The 14,053-nt window shown below is 73.9% G+C and carries 14 protein-coding genes; 9 read left to right on the forward strand and 5 right to left on the reverse strand.

The window, feature by feature from the left end; translation table 11 throughout:
• Positions 1 to 2 precede the first annotated feature (2 nt).
• The 3 genes from ACF053_RS18550 to ACF053_RS18560 form a co-directional block, all read right to left on the reverse strand.
• On the reverse strand, positions 3 to 2,177 hold the full coding sequence (locus ACF053_RS18550) for a hypothetical protein (RefSeq protein ID WP_391954906.1): 2,175 nt from the start codon (positions 2,175 to 2,177) through the stop codon (positions 3 to 5).
• Positions 2,178 to 2,292: 115 nt separating this feature from the next.
• Complete coding sequence (locus tag ACF053_RS18555; protein WP_391954907.1) at positions 2,293 to 3,231, reverse strand: isopenicillin N synthase family dioxygenase; 939 nt, start codon at positions 3,229 to 3,231, stop codon at positions 2,293 to 2,295.
• 253 nt (positions 3,232 to 3,484) lie between these two features.
• The gene (locus ACF053_RS18560) at positions 3,485 to 3,910 is read right to left on the reverse strand and encodes a PLD nuclease N-terminal domain-containing protein (RefSeq protein WP_391954908.1); all 426 of its coding nucleotides are present in this window, start codon (positions 3,908 to 3,910) and stop codon (positions 3,485 to 3,487) included.
• A 232-nt stretch (positions 3,911 to 4,142) separates the two neighbouring features.
• Between ACF053_RS18560 and ACF053_RS18565 the strand changes: the two genes are divergently transcribed.
• From ACF053_RS18565 to mqnP, 3 genes are read left to right on the forward strand one after another with little or no spacing between them, the layout of a single operon-like run.
• The gene (locus ACF053_RS18565) at positions 4,143 to 5,594 is read left to right on the forward strand and encodes a menaquinone biosynthesis decarboxylase (protein WP_391954909.1); all 1,452 of its coding nucleotides are present in this window, start codon (positions 4,143 to 4,145) and stop codon (positions 5,592 to 5,594) included.
• Complete coding sequence (locus ACF053_RS18570; RefSeq protein WP_391954910.1) at positions 5,591 to 6,085, forward strand: hypothetical protein; 495 nt, start codon at positions 5,591 to 5,593, stop codon at positions 6,083 to 6,085. The genes ACF053_RS18565 and ACF053_RS18570 overlap by 4 nt, the downstream gene beginning before the upstream one ends.
• Positions 6,082 to 7,002: a menaquinone biosynthesis prenyltransferase MqnP gene (mqnP, locus tag ACF053_RS18575; RefSeq protein WP_391954911.1), complete on the forward strand. Its 921-nt coding sequence runs from the start codon at positions 6,082 to 6,084 to the stop codon at positions 7,000 to 7,002. The genes ACF053_RS18570 and mqnP overlap by 4 nt, the downstream gene beginning before the upstream one ends.
• Before the next feature lie 138 nt (positions 7,003 to 7,140).
• On the opposite strand, the gene ACF053_RS18580 is transcribed toward mqnP, so the two are convergent.
• Positions 7,141 to 7,797 (reverse strand): rhomboid family intramembrane serine protease, encoded by a 657-nt coding sequence (locus ACF053_RS18580; RefSeq protein ID WP_391955134.1) that lies wholly within the window; start codon positions 7,795 to 7,797, stop codon positions 7,141 to 7,143.
• 676 nt (positions 7,798 to 8,473) lie between these two features.
• Between ACF053_RS18580 and ACF053_RS18585 the strand changes: the two genes are divergently transcribed.
• Positions 8,474 to 9,154, forward strand: coding sequence for a UbiX family flavin prenyltransferase (locus tag ACF053_RS18585; RefSeq protein ID WP_391954912.1), 681 nt, complete (start codon positions 8,474 to 8,476; stop codon positions 9,152 to 9,154).
• Between the two features lie 19 nt (positions 9,155 to 9,173).
• On the opposite strand, the gene ACF053_RS18590 is transcribed toward ACF053_RS18585, so the two are convergent.
• Positions 9,174 to 9,332 (reverse strand): hypothetical protein, encoded by a 159-nt coding sequence (locus tag ACF053_RS18590; protein WP_391954913.1) that lies wholly within the window; start codon positions 9,330 to 9,332, stop codon positions 9,174 to 9,176.
• A 112-nt stretch (positions 9,333 to 9,444) separates the two neighbouring features.
• Here ACF053_RS18590 and ACF053_RS18595 point away from each other — a divergent pair, with 112 nt between their 5' ends.
• From ACF053_RS18595 to ACF053_RS18615, 5 genes are all read left to right on the forward strand, one after another.
• A complete protein-coding gene (locus tag ACF053_RS18595) occupies positions 9,445 to 9,900 on the forward strand; it encodes an Lrp/AsnC family transcriptional regulator (RefSeq protein ID WP_058944470.1) in 456 nt (151 codons plus the stop codon).
• 150 nt (positions 9,901 to 10,050) lie between these two features.
• On the forward strand, positions 10,051 to 11,214 hold the full coding sequence (mqnE, locus tag ACF053_RS18600) for an aminofutalosine synthase MqnE (protein WP_391954914.1): 1,164 nt from the start codon (positions 10,051 to 10,053) through the stop codon (positions 11,212 to 11,214).
• A 132-nt stretch (positions 11,215 to 11,346) separates the two neighbouring features.
• Complete coding sequence (locus ACF053_RS18605; protein WP_391954915.1) at positions 11,347 to 11,871, forward strand: GNAT family N-acetyltransferase; 525 nt, start codon at positions 11,347 to 11,349, stop codon at positions 11,869 to 11,871.
• 78 nt (positions 11,872 to 11,949) lie between these two features.
• Positions 11,950 to 12,243 carry a DUF4229 domain-containing protein gene (locus ACF053_RS18610; RefSeq protein WP_391954916.1) on the forward strand — a complete coding sequence of 98 codons (294 nt, stop codon included), beginning with the start codon at positions 11,950 to 11,952 and terminating at the stop codon, positions 12,241 to 12,243.
• Positions 12,244 to 12,645: 402 nt separating this feature from the next.
• Positions 12,646 to 13,986: a dicarboxylate/amino acid:cation symporter gene (locus tag ACF053_RS18615; protein WP_391954917.1), complete on the forward strand. Its 1,341-nt coding sequence runs from the start codon at positions 12,646 to 12,648 to the stop codon at positions 13,984 to 13,986.
• The last annotated feature ends 67 nt before the right edge of the window (positions 13,987 to 14,053 follow it).

The raw sequence follows: 14,053 nt of genomic DNA on the forward strand, positions 1-14,053 counted from the left end.
CGTCAGGCTCCGTCCTCGTGCCCCGGCGGCGACGACGGCGCCCGCCGGGCTCGGATGTCCCTCGGCCAGTGGGTGGCCGCGTCCCACAGGGGGCTGCTGCCGGTGAGGTGGCGGCCGGACAGCTGGCGCAGCTCGTGCGCCATCCGCTCGACGACCTCCTCGTCCGGCAGTGCCAGCGGATCGGTGAGCAGCCACACCGCGTGCAGCAGCCGCCGCACCGACTGGTGCAGCGCGCCCGTCTCGGCGTCGAGCCCGGCCAGCGCGTCGACCTCGCCCGGGTCCCGGCCGAGGGCCACCGCGCGGCGCGGGTCGGGCCCGGCGCGAAGGGGTTCGCGCGGGTACGGCGCGGAGGCGACGAACAGCAGCCGGTCCAGCCAGCCGACCACATCCGGGTCGGGGAAGGTCTCCCTCAGCCGGGTCACGGCACCCTCCGTACGGCCGAGGGCCAGCTCCTGGCGCAGCCGGTAGGGGCCGGGGTGCGGCCCGTGGTGGGCGAGCAGCGTCTCGTGGACGGCCCGCCAGGCGGCGTACACGGGCCCGTCGCCGTCGTGGAACCGGAGCCGGTGCAGGAGCAGCGCGCGCAGCAGCGGATCGGCGACGAAGTGGGCGGGCGCGGCGCCGGTGCCGCCCGCCGTGCCACCGGCGGCCGGGGTGGAGCCGGTGGGTCCGGGCGTACGGGCCGTGCCGCCGGCACCGGGCGTGCCGCTCGTGCCGGTCTGCCAGCCGTCGGCCCGCAGGGCGTCCCGCAGCCGCAGCGCCACGTCGCCGTCGGCGGAGGCGGCCCGGAGCCGGGTGCGGGCGAGGGCGCGGGCGGACTCCTCGTCGTGCGCCGCGGCCAGCACCGTCAGTGCGGCCGCCTCGCCCGGCCGCAGCTCCGGCAGGAGCGCGGCGAGCAGCGTCTCGGCCACGGGGACGCCCGGGGAGTCCTCCCGCACCTCCACGGTCAGGTCCAGCAGCGCGCCCGGCGTCAGGGTGCCGCGCTCCCCGGCCGGCGCCTGGCCCGCCGCGCGCCCCAGCAGGGCCACGGCCAGCGGACGGCCGCCCGTCAGGCGGTGCACGGCCCCGGGCAGTTCGGCGGGGGTGCGGCCGGCCGGGTCGTACCGCTCGAACAGGGAGCGGGTGTGGGCGGCGCTCAGCGGGGTCAGCTCCACGGCGAGGATCCCCGACGTGACGTCCGGGCCGCGCGGGCAGGGCGCGCGGTGGGCGACCTCCGGGAGGCGGGCGCGGGTGGCGCGGCGCAGCCCCTCGTGGCCGGCGTCGCGGGACGCGGCGACGACGACGACCTGGTCGCGCCGGCCGCCGGCCCGGTCCCGCAGGATCGGCTCGACCAGGCGGCGGCCGAGCGGCAGGTGGGCGTTGTCGAGGAGGAGCAGCGGGCGGCCGCGCCGGGTGCCGAACCGGGTCAGGCCCGTGTAGGCGCGGCGCAGGTCCTCCACGAGGGCGCCGACGAGGAACGCCTCCGCGTCGGCCCGGCGCGCCCCGCCCTGCGAGAAGTCGACGGCGATCCGGTGCAGACCGAGCTTCCCGTTGCCGCCGGCGTTGCGGTAGCCGCCGTAGTAGGTCTCCGTGCGGCGCTGGTAACGGCCGAAGACCTCCTCCAGGAGCGTCTCCACCGTCGCCTCGGCGAGCGGTCCCGCCAGCGGCCCGGCGCCGTCCGCGGCGGTCGCGGCCAGCTTGGCGAGGACCTTCCCGACCCAGGTCGTCGCCGTGCCGCGGGCCTCGTCGACCGTGGACAGGACCGGGCCGAGCCGCTGGAGGTCACGGCGGGTGCGTTCGTCGTCCTCCTGCGACCAGCTGAGGCTGGCCACGGCGGCCAGCCCCAGCGACAGCCGCGGGAACCGCACGGGCTTCGCCGCCAGGACGCGCGGCGACAGCTGGACCGCGAGCTCGGCCAGCGCGCCCGTCACCGGGGTCCAGCCGGGGCCGTGGTCGGCGGGTTCCTCGACGTGGGCGCAGTCCAGGAAGGCGAGCGGCGTGCCGCGCCGGTAGGCGTTGCGGATCTGCTTCAGCAGTGCGGTCTTCCCGGTGCCCCGGCCGCCAGTCAGGACGGTGACCGGCGGGTCGTCGCCGTGCTCGTACGCGACACCGGCGAAGTCGTACGGCGCGAGACCGGTCAGTCGCGCGACGAGGCCGGTCGGGTCCAACACCGCCTCGCGGCCATGGAGCTCCCTGTCCATCCGCCACCCCCCGTAGCGTCAGCGTCACGGGACGCGTCCCGTCACACTTTGAGGGGAAGAATAGCGGCGGGTGGTCGGGGTGTCGCGGAGAGTTTCCGAACTGGTGCCCCGACCGTCACTCGGCCGTGATGGCGGTGATGGCGTCCAGCTGGGAGCGCAGGTAGGCGTGCGCGTCGATGCCGTGCACGGTCGTACCGGGGTCGCACTCGTAGAAGTACACCAGCGACATCAGCTCCTCCGCGGGGTCCTCGGCCGGCGGGGGCAGCACGCGGTGCCGCCCCGACCGCCACCGGCCCCCGGACCAGCGCGCCATGAGGTCGCCGATGTTGACGGTCAGCGCGTCCGCGGAGTACGGCGCGTCCGCCCAGCCGTCGTCGGTGAACACCTGGAGCCCGCCCCGGCCCGGCTGCCGGTCCAGGACGGTGACCGTGCCGAAGTCGGTGTGCGGCCCGATCCGGAACTGGCCCGGCTCCGGGGGGCCGACGCGGTCGCGCCCCGGGTACCAGTTGACGTTGAACCCCCAGGTGGGGTGGCGGGTGTGCCGGGTGAAGAAGTCCTCCCCGGCGCCGAGCGCCACGCCCAGCAGCGCGAGCAGCCGGTCCGACAGCCCCCGCATCCGCGCCGCGTACGCCTCCACCAGCGGCCGCAGCCGGGGCACCTCGGCGGGCCAGGTGTTCGGCAGGAACCACTCGGCGTCCACCGCGGGGTCGCCGATCCGCTCCTCCGACGCGAACGACAGCGACTCCTTCAGGTCCGGAGGGGTGAACGACCCCTCCGCGTACCCGTTGGCCTCCGTCCCCGGGCCCAGCCAGCCCCGGCCGCCGACCCGCACCCCGTACGGGGCCTTCACCGCGTCGGGCAGCAGGAAGAACGCCCGCGCCTCGGAACGGATCGCCGCCGGCAGTTCCGGCTCCACGCCGTGCCCGGTGACCTGGAGGAACCCGGCCCCGCGCAGGGCCCGGTCGACGTCGGCCGCGAGCGCGGCACGGGCGCGGCGGCCACCGGACGCCCAGACGGCGAGGTCCACGGTCGGGATGCGGGCGCTGGGATCCATGCCCCCCACTCTTCCCGCACCCACCGGCCCCGGCAACGCCTGCCGGCCCGGTGATCCCGGCGCCACCCGCGTGAGCCCGCCGGCCCGCCGGCCCGGCGGCCCGGCGGCACCCACCCGAACCCGGCGGCCCGGCGGCACCCGGCGCCACCCGCCGGACCGCCGCAGGGGCCGGCGGGCCGGGGCCACACGGAGGCGGGGCGTCAGGGGTGCCGGTACCGGAGGGCGCCGGGGCGGTGGTCCCGGGGCGTCAGGGTCAGGACTGCTTCGGGTCGTCGTCACCCCGGGACGGGCCGTCGCCGCCCTCGCGGCGCTTCAGCTCCTCCTCGCGGCGGCGCAGATCGGCCTCCCAGTCCTCCAGGAGCGCCTCGTCGTCCTTCTCCGCCCCCCGCTCCTTGCCGCCGTCGCGCAGCGAGTTCAGGAACTCGGGGTTGTCGTCCGGGGCGACCCACTCCGTGCGCCGGCGGCGCCACTCGCCGGTCCCCCGGCCGCCCGCGGGGCCGCGGCGGGCCTTGCCGGCCACGAGCCACACGACCGGTCCGACGATCCAGAAGAGCAGGATGATGAAGACCCAGGCCACCTTGGGCAGGTGCCGCGTCTCGTCCTCGGGCGTGTTCAGGCAGTCGATGAACGCGTAGATCGTCAGCGCGATCGGCAGGATGAACATCAGTGCCCTGAGCATGTGGGACAGCCCCCTGGATGCGTTGGCGGGCCGCGTCTCGACAGCCCCGGTGACACACCCAGCGTAACGGGGACGCCTCCCGGACGGCCCCGGGTCCGCGCCCGCCCGCCCGCCACCCGCCACCGGACGCCGCCCCGGGCGCCACCCGCCCCCGGGTCCGGCGGCGGTACGCGGACGGCCCCACGGGTGGGGCGCGCGCGGCCGCGCGGGGGCCCTCCGCGATACTGGGCGCATGGCTTACGACGATCTCCGCTCGCTGCTCCGGGCGCTGGAACGCGATGGCGACCTCAAGCGCATCAAAGCCGAAGTCGACCCACACCTGGAGATCGGGGAGATCGTCGACCGGGTGCAGAAGGCCGGCGGCCCGGCCCTGCTCTTCGAGAACGTCAAGGGCTCCTCGATGCCCCTGGCGATGAACGTCTACGGCACCGACCGCCGCCTCCTGAAGGCGCTGGGCCTCTCCTCCTACGGCGAGATCAGCGAGAAGATCGGCGGCCTGCTCAAGCCCGAGCTGCCGAGCGGCTTCGTCGGCGTCCGGGAGGCCTTCGGGAAGCTCGGCGCGATGACGCACGTCCCGCCGCGCAAGGTGAAGGACGCGCCCGTCCACGAGGTGGTCCTGCGGGGCGACGACGTCGACCTCGACCGGCTGCCCGCGCTCTTCACCTGGCCGCACGACGGCGGCTCGTTCTTCAACCTGGGCCTCACGCACACCAAGCACCCCGAGACCGGCGTGCGCAACCTCGGCCTCTACCGCCTCCAGCGCCACGACAAGCGCACCATCGGCATGCACTGGCAGATCCACAAGGACAGCCGCAACCACTACCAGGTCGCCGCCCGGCGCGGCGAGCGGCTGCCGGTGGCCATCGCGTTCGGCACGCCGCCCGCCGTGACGTACGCGTCGACCGCGCCGCTGCCCGAGGACATCGACGAGTACCTGTTCGCCGGGTTCCTCCAGGGCAAGCGGATCGAGATGGTCGACTGCAAGACCGTCCCCCTCCAGGTCCCCGCGCACGCCGAGGTCGTCCTGGAGGGCTGGCTGGAGCCCGGCCGGACGCTGCCGGAGGGGCCCTTCGGCGACCACACGGGCTTCTACACGCCGCAGGAGGACTTCCCGGCGCTGACCATCGACTGCGTGACGATGCGCCGCCGCCCCCTGCTCCAGTCGATCGTCGTCGGCAGGCCGCCCACGGAGGACGGGCCGCTCGGCCGTGCGACGGAGCGTTTCTTCCTCCCCCTGCTCAAGATCATCGTGCCGGACATCGTCGACTACCACCTGCCGGAGGCGGGCGGCTTCCACAACTGCGCGATCGTCTCGATCGACAAGAAGTACCCGAAGCACGCCCAGAAGGTGATGCACGCCGTGTGGGGCGCGCACATGATGTCGCTCTCCAAGCTCGTCGTGATCGTCGACGCCGACTGCGACGTGCACGACCTGCACGAGGTCGCCTGGCGCGCCCTCGGCAACGTCGACTACTCCCGCGACCTCACCGTCGTCGAGGGCCCCGTCGACCACCTCGACCACGCCTCGTACCAGAAGTTCTGGGGCGGCAAGGCCGGCATCGACGCGACCCGCAAGTGGCCCGAGGAGGGCTACGTCCGCGACGGCGGCTGGCCGGAGATGATCGAGTCCGACCCGGAGGTCGCCGCGAAGGTGTCCCGGCGCTGGAAGGAGTACGGCCTGTGAGCCCCGTCCCGGTGGGCGGTCCGGCCCTCTTCATCGGCACCGACACCGCCTACGTGGCGCTCGTCCGGCCCGAGCTCGACCCCGCCGAGCCCGGCGTCCGGCACGCCGCCGAGCAGGCGGGAGTGACGCCCGAGGAGTTCGCCGGCCCCGGTGACGTGTGGGCCGTCATGGTCGAGGCCGAGGACGGCGGCGACGGCTTCGAGCTGCCCGGCGTCCGCGACTCCGAACCCGCCGACTTCGCCGGGCGGCTGCGCGCCGAGCTGGCCGCCGCCACCGCGCCCGGCGCCACGCCCGCGCCGTTCACGGTCGACGGCGGCGCCGTGCTGCGCCTGGACGCCCGCCCGGCCGGCCCGGCCGCCTACGCCTTCACGGCCCACGTCACCCCGCCCGACGACGGCACGTCGGCGGCGCTCACCGTGGAGACGGGGCCCGTCGACACCGCCGGGCTCCTCGCCGACCTCGACGCGTTCCTCGGGAGCCTCGCATCATGACGACCACCGACGGCCTCGCCGGCCCGGTCCCCGCGCCGCGGCCGACCGGCCGGGTGAAGGGCTTCCTGCGGCTGGTGATGATCGAGCACTCGGTCTTCGCCCTGCCCTTCGCCTACATCGCCGCCCTGACCGCGATGTTCCGCGAGGACGGGCGCGTCCACTGGGCGGAGCTGCTGCTCGTCACCGTCGCCATGGTGGGCCTGCGGACCTTCGCCATGGCCTGCAACCGCATCATCGACCGCGAGATCGACGCGCGTAACCCGCGCACCGCGAACCGGGAGATCGTCACCGGCGCCGTCTCCGTGCGCTCCGCGTGGACCGGGGCGCTCGTCGCCCTCGCGGTCTTCCTCGCGGCGGCGGCGCTGCTCAACCCGCTGTGCCTGGCGCTCGCGCCGGTCGCGGTGGTGCCGATGGTGGTCTACCCGTACGGCAAGCGGTTCACGAACTTCCCGCACGCGATCCTGGGCCTCGCGCAGGCCATGGGCCCGGTCGGCGCGTGGCTCGCCGTGACCGGGGCGTGGTCGTGGGACGCCGTCGTCCTGGGCCTCGCCGTCGGCGTGTGGATCGGCGGCTTCGACCTGATCTTCGCCTGCCAGGACGTGGACGCGGACCGGGCGCACGGCGTCATGTCCGTCCCGGCCCGCTTCGGCATCCCGGCCGCCCTGTACGGGGCGCGGGCGTGCCACGTCGTCACGACGGGCCTCCTCGTCTGGTACGCCCTCGCGACCGGCGCCGGGGTGTGGTTCTGGATCGGCCTCGTGGTCGTCGTCGCGGCGTTCCTGTACGAGCACGCCATCGTGCGGCCGGGCGACCTGTCGCGCCTGAACCGGGCGTTCTTCACGGTCAACGGTTTCATCGGCATCGCGCTCTTCGTCTGCGCGCTGCTCGACCTGGTGGTCCGCGGCCTCGGCGTGTGACGGCCGGGCGCTCCGGCGGCCGGGCCCCGGCGCCGTGCCGTGCGGGGCGTACGGCGCGGGGGCGGTGCCCGTGCGGGGCGTGCCGCGCGGGGGCGTGGCGCCGTCGTCGGGCCCGCGTCGCCGGCCGTGCGGTCGCGCTCAGCGCACCGGCACCGCCCCGTCCCCGTACGGGGGCGCGCCGGACCGTCCGGCGGGGCGGCGCCGCAGGACGAAGGCCGCCGCCACACCGGCGACCAGACCGAACAGGTGCCCCTGCCAACTGACGCCGGACTGCGCCGGGGATATCCCGAGCAGCACCGTGGACCCCCAGGACGCCGCCACCACCAGACCGACCAGGACGTCCAACGCCCTGCGGTCCGCGAACCCGCGCGCCACGAGGTAGCCGAAGAGGCCGAAGACCAGGCCCGAGGCGCCGGCCGTGTTCGTGTACGCGGGGGAGACCAGCCACACGCCGAGCCCGTCCACGACCACGACGAACGCCACCACGGCGAGGAACCGGCGCACCCCGCGCAGGGCGGCCAGGAAGCCGAAGACGAGGAGCGGCCCGGAGTTCGCCGCGACGTGGTCGAAGCCGAAGTGGAGGAACGCGGACGGGACGACGTCCCGCAGCTCCACCACCTCGCGGGGCGACACCCCGTACGCGTCCAGGGCGTGGCCGGTCAGCACGTCGACGCCCTCCAGCACCCACAGCAGGGCGACCAGCCCGGCCACCAGGCCCGCCGCGGCCTTCACCCGCGTCCGCCCGCGCCGGCCGGCCGTCACCGCGCCGCCGTCCAGGCCGCCCGCACCGCCCATCACGCCCCCTCACTCCTCGCCCGCACCGCCCCGGGAGCGCCTGCCCCGCGGCGGGCCCGGGCCTGCCCGACCGTCCCGCGGGTGCCCGACCCCGTCCCGCGCCGGCCCCGGACCACGGGAACGTCCGGCGTACCCCAGCGGTTCCGACCCGCCTCCGGCACGACTCCGGGCGGTTCGGCACGCCCCCGTCACGATCCGGCGCCGCCCCGGGCGCGATCCCCGCCGTGCCTGCCCGCCCCCGGGTGCGTGTGCCGGACGTCCCGGCACGAATCCGGCGGTCCGGGCACAGCCCGGGGGCACGCCCCTACGTACCGAGCGGTTCCGGTACGCCCCGGGCACGGCCTACGCACCCGGCGGGGCTCCGGTACGCCCCGGGCACGGCCCCGGGCCGTCCCGGCATGACGCCAGGCGGTTGCGCCCCCGCAACGGCGCCGCCCCGCGTCGGCCCCGGTACGACGCCCGGTGCGGCCCACCCCGCATGCTTCCCGGCGGGTTCCGGCCCGCCCCGGGGGCCGGAGCCCGCCGGGCCCGCTCCCCGCGGGCCCGCCCCCGGGCACGGCCTCCGGCCATCCCAGCGCGGCCCCCAGCGCGGCCCCCCGCCCCCGGCGGTCCGCGCGGCCCCCGGGCGGCCCCCGGGCGGGGTGGCGGGCCCGGGTGGGCGGATAGGCTCAGCGGCGTGGAGCCGGTAGAAGAGCAGCGTCGTCGTCCGTGGGTCGTCGGAGTGTCCGGGGCGTCCGGAACGCCGTACGCGGCAGCCGTTCTGCGCGGACTGCTCGCCGCGGGGGAGAGCGTCGATCTGGTGGTGTCGCGCGCGTCGCGGCTGACGCTGCTGGACGAGACCGGGATCTCCTTCCGCGACGCGCACTGGCGCGAGGACCTCCAGGAGTGGCTGTCGCGGGGCGCGGACGGTGTGCCGGGCACGTTCGACGTGGACGTGGCGGGCGCCGACATACGCCACTGGGCGGCGGGGGACCTCGCCGCGGGGCCGTCGTCCGGGTCGTACCCGGCGAAGGGGATGCTGGTCGTGCCCGCGTCCACGGCCTGTGTGGCCGGAGTGGCGCTGGGCCTGTCGAAGGACCTGCTCCAGCGCGCGGCGAGCGTGGTGCTGAAGGAGCGCCGGCCGCTGGTGGTCGCGGTGCGGGAGACGCCGTTGAACGGGCAGACCCTCAGGCACCTGGTCGCGCTCGACGAGGCGGGAGCCGTGGTGCTGCCCGCCTCGCCGGCGTTCTACGCGGGGGCGACGCACATCCAGGACCTGGTGGACTTCGTCGCCGGGCGGGTGCTGGACGCGGCAGGGGTGCCGCACCGGCTGTACCGCCGCTGGAAGGGAGAGCTCGGTGGCTCCCGGAAGGACTGACGGTCCGGCGTCGCCGGGGTCAGCCCTTCTTCGTACGGGACGTCGACGTGCGCCGCTCGCCGGCCGCCCCCTGGCGGGCCGCGACGGCTGCCTTGCGGACACGCGAGCGATGAGCCTGCTCCTGCATGGAACGCATGTGGGCGTAGGCCATCTCGATCGTGTACACGATGAGTGTCATCTCCTGGGATCGTCGTTGATCGTTGAGTGAATCACAGGGAAATCCCCCCTGTGTGCCTTAGATTCTACACCTGTACTTGCTGGATTGCTGATTAATGGAAGGCTTCAGGTATATGGACGCCGTGGATAGGCAGCTCATCCAGGCTCTGCGGGAGAACGGCAGGGCCTCGTACGCCGAGCTCGGCCGCCTCGTGGGGCTCTCGGGGCCCTCCGTCACCGACCGCATCAACCGCCTCGAAGCGGCCGGGGTCATCACCGGCTACCGGGCGACGGTCGACGCCGCCTCCCTGGGTCTCGGCGTGACGGCCCTGGTCGGCATCTCCCTCTCCGACGCCGCCGACCACGAGGACGTGGCGCGCCGCCTGAAGGACCTCCAGGAGATCGAGGACTGCTGGTTCATCGCGGGCGACGACTCGTACATGCTCAAGGTCCGCGCCAACGACGTGGACGGCCTGGAGAAGATCATCCGCCGGCTCTCCGGCACCCGGGGCGTGTCGCGGACCCGCACCACGATCGTGCTCTCCACCAAGTGGGAGAACCGCGTCGGCGAGCTGCCGGAGCAGCCCTGACCCCGGGGGTCCTCCGTCCGGACCGGGCCGGGCCCGTCCAGGCGGAAGACCCCGGCCGGTGGTGGGTGCCGGAGCCCGCGGGGCGGGGGAGTACGGTGGGTGCGTCCGTTGTGGGACACACGGGTTCGACGTAGTGGGAGGCAGGTCCGTATGGACGCGGGGCTCAAGCGCGAGCTGGAGGAGAAGGTCCGGTCCGGGGAGCGGCTGACCCGCGAGGACGGCATCGCCCTCTACGCGTCGGACGACCTCGCCTGGCTCGGCGGTCTCGCCCACGAGGTGCGCACGCGCAAGAACGGCGACGTCGTGCACTTCAACGTCAACCGCCACCTCAACATGACCAACGTGTGCACCGCGTCGTGCGCCTACTGCTCGTTCCAGCGCAAGCCGGGCGAGAAGGACGCGTACACCATGCGCATCGAGGAGGCCGTCCGCCTCGCCAAGGCGATGGAGAACGAGAACCTCACCGAGCTGCACATCGTCAACGGGCTCCACCCCAACCTGCCCTGGCGCTACTACCCGCGGTCGCTGAGCGAGCTGAAGAAGGCCCTGCCGAACGTCTCGCTCAAGGCGTTCACCGCGACGGAGATCCACCACTTCGAGACGATCTCCGGCATGTCCGCCTCCGACATCCTGGACGAGCTGATCGAGGCCGGTCTGGAGTCGCTGACCGGCGGCGGCGCGGAGATCTTCGACTGGGAGGTGCGGCAGCACATCGTGGACCACCGCACCCACTGGGAGGACTGGTCCCGCATCCACCGGCTCGCGCACGAGAAGGGTCTGAAGACCCCGTCGACGATGCTGTACGGGCACATCGAGGAGCCCCGCCACCGCGTCGACCACGTGCTGCGCCTGCGGGAACTCCAGGACGAGACCGGCGGCTTCCAGGTCTTCATCCCCCTGCGGTACCAGCACGACTTCGTCGACATGCAGGACGGCAAGGTCCGCAACCGGCTCCAGGCCCGCACGACCATGGCGACCGGCGCGGAGGCCCTGAAGACCTTCGCGGTCTCGCGGCTGCTGTTCGACAACGTCCCGCACGTCAAGGTCTTCTGGGTCATGCACGGCGTGCAGACCGCGCAGCTCGCGCTCCAGCACGGCGCGGACGACATGGACGGCTCGGTGGTCGAGTACAAGATCACCCACGACGCGGACAACTACGGCACGCCGAACAAGCTCACCCGCGACGACCTGCTGGAGCTCATCCGCGACGCCGGGTTCCGCCCCGTGGAGCGCAACACCCGCTACGAGATCATCCGCGAGTACCCGGGCCCCGACACCGCCCGCCGCGAGGCCCCGCAGCCCATGCGCTTCTGACGCACCCCCGAGGCCGCCGGGCCGGACCCGGCGGCCTCGGGGCCGCCGCCCGGGCGTCCCCGCTCCGGTCTCCGTCGGGCCCTGACCGGGTGCCCCGTCCGGGCCCCCGCCCGATCCGCCTATCGTCGGGGCATGACGCTCGACTTCGTACTGGACCCGCCTGTCGACCGGCACCTGCGTGACGGTGTCCTCGACCTGTGGGCGGACGTCACCAACGCCGGCGGCGCCGTCGGCTTCGTCCCGCCCGTGACGCCCGACGACATCCGCCCGCAGTGGGTGAGCCACCTCAACGCGATGGACGAGGGCCGCATGCGGCTCCTCGCGGGGTACGACGCGGACGGCGCGGTGGCCGCCACGGCGTTCGTCACCTTCAACACCCACCGCCTCATGAGCCACTGGGTGTGGCTGTACACCGTCATGGTCCACCCCAAGTACCACGGCATGGGCCACGGCCGGGCGCTGCTCGCCGCCGCCGAGGACGCCGTGCGCGGGATGGACGGCATGGAGGCGATCCGCCTCACCTGCCGCGGCGGCATGGGGCTGGAGCGGTTCTACGCCTCGTGCGGCTACAAGGAGGTCGGCCGCGTCCCCGACGCCATCCGGCTCGGTGACGACGAGTACCGGGACGACGTCGTCATGCTCCTCCCCTTGAAGTGATCCATTCCACCGCGTGCTTCACTAGTCGGGCAGAACCGCGCAGCCGCAGCACGAGTACGGAGAAGGAAGAGGCCCATCGTGACCGCCACCACCAGGTCGACCGCCACCCTCAAGTACACGCTCATGCGGATCGGCGTGTTCGCCGGCTGCTTCGTCGTCCTGTACGCGCTGGTGTACGTCGGTCTGATCCCCCGCGGTCTCGGCGAGTCCAACGCGCTCTGGGTGCTGCTGCTCTCCATCGTCGTCTCCGCGCCGCTCAGCTTCGTCCTGCTGCGCCGGCAGCGCGAGGCGATGTCCGAGCAGATCGTGGAGAAGGTCGGCCAGGCCAAGGCGCGCCTGGAGGCCAACCGCACGCAGGAGGACGGCGTATAACGTTCGTCACACGGCACGCGACACCCTTCCGCCCCGGGTCCAGGAACGCTCGTTCCGGCCTGGGGTGTTGTCGTTTTCCCAGGCCGGCCCGTTCCCGCGCCTGTCAAAGTACGGCTTTGGGTTCCTCAAAGTTCAGGTGTTAACGTTCTGGGCATGAAGACCGCAGTGCGCCTCCGCCACACGACCACGAGCGTCCCGCTCGTGGCGCGCCTGCACGTCGACCTCTGCCGCCGTGTTTCCGCGGCCTGTCGCCGCGAGGTCTGAGCCTCCCGCTCACGCCCGGCGACCGGTTCCCGCCCGGAACCAGCCCCGCCCGGCACCACGCGGCCGCGCCGCCCCGGCGCGCGGGCGCCACCCCGAACCCCCAGTCCGTACCCCTTCACGCCCTTCTGGAGTGTGTCCGTGTCCGCGCCCGCTTCCGCGCCCACGTCCCCGCCCGCGCGCCGCATGTCCCTGCCGCCCTTCTGGGTGCAGATCGTCGCGGGCCTCGTCCTCGGCGTGGTCCTCGGCTGGATCACCCGCAGCTACGACGTCGTGTGGCTGCACACCACCCTGGACAAGGTGGGCCACATCTTCGTCCAGCTGCTGAAGCTGGCCGTCGCGCCGCTCGTCTTCTTCGCGATCCTGGTGTCGATCACCAACCTGCGGAAGGTGAACAACGCCGCCCGGCTGGCGACCCGCACCCTCCTCTGGTTCATGATCACGTCGCTGATCGCGGTCGTCATCGGCATCGTCATCGGCCTGCTCACCAACCCCGGTGCCGGCACCGGCCTCACGCCGAAGGACGGGCAGAAGCCCGAGCACGCCGGCTCCTGGCTCGACTTCCTCACCGGCATCATCCCGACGGACGTCATCACCCCGTTCACCGAACTGAACGTCCTCCAGATCGTCTTCATGGCCGTCGTCGCCGGCATCGCCGCCCTCAAGCTCGGCGAGAGGGCCCAGCCGATCCTCACGTTCGCCGAGGCGGTGCTGGAACTGCTCCAGAAGGCCCTGTGGTGGGTCATCCGCCTCGCCCCGATCGGCACCGTCGGCCTCATCGGCTACGCCATCGCCGAGTACGGCTGGCACCTCATCGGCAAGTACGCGACCTTCACCGCCGACGTCTACATCGGCTGCGCCCTCGTGATGTTCGGCGTCTACCCGCTGCTGCTCGCGACCGTCGCCAAGGTCAACCCGGTCCAGTTCTTCAAGGGTGCCTGGCCCGCCATCCAGCTGGCCTTCGTCTCCCGCTCCTCGGTCGGCACCATGCCGGTCACGGTCAAGGTCACCGAGCGCCTCGGCGTGCCGAAGGAGTACACCTCCTTCGCCGTCCCGTTCGGCGCCACCACCAAGATGGACGGCTGCGCCGCGATCTACCCGGCCCTCGCCGCGATCTTCATCGCGCAGATCTTCGGTGTGGAGCTGGGCGTCAAGGAGTACGTGCTGATCGCGCTGGTCTCGGTGATCGGCTCGGCCGCCACCGCGGGCCTGACCGGCGCCACCGTCATGCTGACCCTGACCCTCTCCACCCTGGGCCTGCCCCTGGAGGGCGTCGGCCTGCTCATGGCGATCGACCCGGTCCTCGACATGATGCGCACCGCCACCAACGTCGCCGGCCAGGCGCTCGTCCCGGTCGTCGTCGCCGCGCGTGAGAAGATCCTCGACCTCGACGCGTACCACTCGGCGTCGGCCTCCCCGGTCGACGACGACGAGCCGCGGGAGGCGGAGCGGAAGGTGTCGCTGCCGCCGGTCGCGGCCTGACGCCCCGCCACCACCGCCGTACCCCGACCCGTGCCCCCCGCCGACTCCGGCGGGGGGCACGGGCGTT

The sequence above is a fragment of the Streptomyces kanasensis genome (assembly GCF_043077165.1).
GTDB lineage: Bacteria > Actinomycetota > Actinomycetes > Streptomycetales > Streptomycetaceae > Streptomyces > Streptomyces changanensis.